The sequence below is a fragment of the Streptomyces sp. SID14478 genome, assembly GCF_010548525.1.
Classification (GTDB): Bacteria; Actinomycetota; Actinomycetes; order Streptomycetales; family Streptomycetaceae; genus Streptomyces.
This window is the reverse complement of record NZ_JAAGMG010000332.1, coordinates 1-3,831: the sequence shown is the minus strand read 5'-3', so window position 1 is coordinate 3,831 and position 3,831 is coordinate 1. Positions and strand designations below refer to the sequence as shown.

Genomic DNA, 3,831 nt, shown 5'->3' with positions numbered 1-3,831 from the left:
GGTGCGCCGCCGCGAGCTGTTCCGCACCACCGCCGCCGACATCATCGCGTCGTACGGGACCGAGGACACCCCGGTCGTCGGCGACCAGGGCTCCCTCGTGGACCGGGTCGGCGGGGCCGTCTCCGACCTGACGGCGGCGACGCTCGCCGGGACGCTGCGCGCGGTGGTCCGCGCGGGCTGGGGCGACACGCTGCCCACCCGCTTCGCGGTGATCGCCATGGGCCGCTTCGGCGGCCACGAGCTGAGCTACGGCTCCGACGCCGACGTGCTGTTCGTGCACGAGCCGCGCGAGGGCGTCGACGACCACGAGGCGGCCCAGGCCGCGAACAAGGTCGTCTCCGAGATGCGCCGCCTGCTCGCCCTGCCCAGCGCCGACCCGCCCCTGCTGATCGACGCCGACCTGCGCCCGGAGGGCAAGTCGGGCCCCTTGGTACGCACCCTCAAGTCCTACGAGGCGTACTACCGGCGCTGGTCCCTGGTCTGGGAGTCGCAGGCGCTGCTGCGGGCCCAGCCGGTCGCGGGCGACGCCGATCTTGGAGCCGCCTTCATGGAGCTGGCCGACCCGCTGCGGTACCCGGCCGAGGGGCTCGGCGAGGACGCCGTGCGCGAGATCCGGCGGCTCAAGGCCCGTATGGAGGCGGAGCGGCTGCCGCGCGGCGCCGACCCGACCCTGCACACGAAGCTGGGCCGCGGCGGTCTGTCCGACGTCGAGTGGACGGTGCAGCTGCTCCAGCTCCAGCACGGCTGGGCGGAGCCGGGCCTGCGCACGACCCGCACCCGCGAGGCCCTGGCCGCCGCGTGCGCGGCCGGGCTGCTGCCCACGGAGGACGCGGCGATCCTCGACGAGGCGTGGGTCCTGGCCACCCGGGTGCGCAACGCGGTGATGCTGGTGCGCGGCCGCGCGGGCGACACGTTCCCCTCCGACGGCCGGGAACTCGGCGCCGTGGGCCGCTACCTCGGGTACGACGCCGGACACGTCGGGGACATGCTGGACGACTACCGCCGGATCACCCGGCGGGCCCGGGCAGTGGTGGAGGAGCGCTTCTACGGAGCGTGAGCGCCCTCCGGTCGTCCCGGGACGCGCTGCTTGCGTCCCGGGACGCGCTACTTCGCCGGTGTCTGCTCCACCGACGTCTGCGCCGGTGGCGGCGTCACGAGCCGCGGCAGCGCGTACGGCTGCGCCCCGTACCAGAACCGTGCCACCAGGAAGCCGAACGTCAGGCACGCCATGCCGCCCACCGCGTCCAGCCAGAAGTGGTTCGCCGTCGAGACGATGACCATCAGGGTCAGCGCCGGGTAGAGCAGGCCGAGGACCCGCACCCACGGCACCGACGCCAGGGCGAAGATCGTCAGGCCGCACCAGAGCGACCAGCCGATGTGCATGGAGGGCATCGCCGCGTACTGGTTCGACATGTTCTTCAGGTTGCCGGAGGCCATCGAGCCCCACGTCTGGTGGACGGCGACCGTGTCGATGAAATGGCCGCCCGTCATCAGGCGCGGCGGTGCCAGCGGGTAGAAGTAGTAGCCGACCAGCGCGACGGCGGTCGTGGCGAACAGGGCCAGACGGGTGGCCGCATAGCGGCCCGGATGGCAGCGGAACAGCCACACGAGCACACCCAGCGTGATCACGAAGTGCAGTGTCGCGTAGTAGTAGTTCATGCCGACGATCAGCCAAGTCACGCCGTTCACGGCATGGTTGACGCTCTGCTCGACGGCGATGCCCAGATGGTGCTCGACGCTCCAGATCCAGTCCGCGTTGCGCAGCGCCTGCCCCTTCTGCTCCGGGACGGCGTTGCGGATCAGGGAGTACGTCCAGTAACTCACCGCGATGAGAAGGATCTCGAACCAGAGCCGGGGACGCCGCGGAGTGCGCAGGCGGCGCAGGAAACCCGGACCGCCAGGACTGTTCCGCCCGGCGCGGTCCTCCGCGATGGGTGAGCTGGTGGGCCCTTGTCGGCCTTCCAATGTCGTCACGGTCGATTCACCCATAGGCACAGAGTCTGCCAGATATCGGCTTCCGTCCGATCATCCCTCGGGCGGGTTCGCACCGCATCCTCTACGCCCTACGGACGAGGGCGCACCCCAGGGGACGAAGCCGTGGAACCCCGGACCACCAGCTCCGGCAGGAAGACGAACTCACTGTGCGGCGCGGGCGTACCGGCGACCTCCTCCAGCAACGTGTGGACGGCCGCCTGGCCCATGGCGTGCACGGGCTTGCGGATGGTGGTCAGCGGCGGATCGGTGAAGGCGATCAGCGGCGAATCGTCGAAACCGACCACCGACACGTCCTTCGGCACGTCCATGTCGCGCTCCCGCACCGCGCGGATGGCACCCAGTGCCATCATGTCGCTGGCGCAGATCACCGCCGTGCAGCCGCGGTCGAGCAGCGCGGAGGCCGCCGCCTGGCCGCCCTCCAGCGTGTACAGCGAGTGCTGGACGAGATCCCGCTCGACGTCCTCGGCGGGCAGCGTGAGCAGCTCGGCCATCGTGCGGACGAAGCCCTCGATCTTCCGCTGCACGGGCACGAAGCGCCGGGGCCCCAGCGCCAGACCGATCCGGGTGTGGCCGAGCGAGACCAGATGCGTCACCGCGAGCCGGGCCGCGGCCCGGTCGTCGGGCGAGATGAACGGCGCCGCCACCGCGGGCGAGAACCCGTCGACGAGCACGAACGGCACGCCCTGGCCGCGCAGCCGCTCGTAGCGCCGGGTGTCGGCCGTGGTGTCGGCGTGCAGCCCGGAGACGTAGATGATGCCGCTCACCCCGCGGTCGACCAGCATCTCGGTGAGCTCGTCCTCGGTGGAGCCGCCGGGGGTCTGCGTGGCCAGGACCGGGGTGAATCCCTGGCGGGTCAGCGCCTGGACGACGACCTGGGCGAGCGCCGGGAAGATCGGGTTCTCCAGCTCGGGGGTGATCAGGCCGACCAGGCCCGCGCTGGAGCGGCGCAGCCGGACGGGCCGCTCGTACCCCAGCACGTCGAGTGCGGCGAGCACGGACTGGCGGGTGGCCGCGGCGACCCCCGCCTTGCCGTTGAGCACGCGGCTGACGGTCGCTTCGCTGACCCCCGCTTGAGCTGCTATGTCGGCAAGGCGTGCGGTCACGGGACGGGACCTTACCGGTCACCTGCCGTATTGCACACCGAACGGGAAGTGCCGCACCGGCCCGCGGCGTTGGGCCGTCGTCACCCGCAGCGGTGAAGAGGTGCGCGCGGGGGACGCGCGGGCCGGGTCCGGCGGTACGTTGGTGCGGCGGGCCGAGGGGGCCCGCACCGCTCACGCCCCGAGGTGCTGCCTCGTGAACGACGCCACCGCTCAGGAGACCGGGACCGACGGCGCCAGCACGGTCCTGGTGGTCGACGACACCGCCACCAGCCGCTACGCCCTGAGCGCCGTACTGACCCGGGCCGGCCACGTCGTCGTCCCCGTCGCCTCTGCGGGGGAGGCCCTGGTCGAGCTCGACGTGCGGCTGCGGGCCGGCGCCCTGCCCGACGTGGCACTCGTCGACGTGGGCCTGCCCGATCTCAACGGGTTCGACCTGTGCCGCCGGGTCAAGGCCCTGCCCTCGCTCGCCGGGATCCCCGTCGTCCACTTCTCCGCCCGGCCCTCCGGCCCCGACGACCGCTGCCGGGCGCTCGACGCGGGCGGCGAGGCGTACCTGTCGGTGCCCGCCGAACCGGAGGAGATCCGCGCCGTGGTACGGGCAGCGCTGCGCGGCGCCCGCGAACTCGTCGACGCACAGGCCCAGTTCGACCGGCTCTCGCTGCTGTCGGAGGCGGTCGTCGAGGTGCAGGGCGCGCGCTGCCTCGCCGAGCTGGCCGACACCGCGGCCGACGCG

Annotated in this window: 3 protein-coding genes and 1 pseudogene; 2 read left to right on the top strand and 2 right to left on the bottom strand. The window is 72.7% G+C overall.

What is annotated here, in order from left to right; genetic code table 11:
- Positions 1-1,057 (top strand): annotated as a pseudogene (locus tag G3I40_RS10930) (bifunctional glutamine-synthetase adenylyltransferase/deadenyltransferase); the annotation flags it as partial.
- A 47-nt stretch (positions 1,058-1,104) separates the two neighbouring features.
- Here G3I40_RS10930 and G3I40_RS10925 read toward each other — a convergent pair.
- Complete coding sequence (locus tag G3I40_RS10925) at positions 1,105-1,989, bottom strand: phosphatase PAP2 family protein (protein WP_164301964.1); 885 nt, start codon at positions 1,987-1,989, stop codon at positions 1,105-1,107.
- A gap of 74 nt (positions 1,990-2,063) precedes the next feature.
- Positions 2,064-3,098 (bottom strand): LacI family DNA-binding transcriptional regulator, encoded by a 1,035-nt coding sequence (locus G3I40_RS10920; RefSeq protein WP_164301963.1) that lies wholly within the window; start codon positions 3,096-3,098, stop codon positions 2,064-2,066.
- Between the two features lie 193 nt (positions 3,099-3,291).
- Here G3I40_RS10920 and G3I40_RS10915 point away from each other — a divergent pair.
- The coding region (locus G3I40_RS10915; RefSeq protein ID WP_164301962.1) for a response regulator at positions 3,292-3,831 on the top strand (540 nt) is incomplete at its 3' end.

Coding starts and splice junctions, on each gene's coding strand:
- G3I40_RS10925 (WP_164301964.1), bottom strand. CDS start 1,989: ATGGGTGAATCGACCGTGACGACATTGGAAGGCCGACAAGGGCCCACC.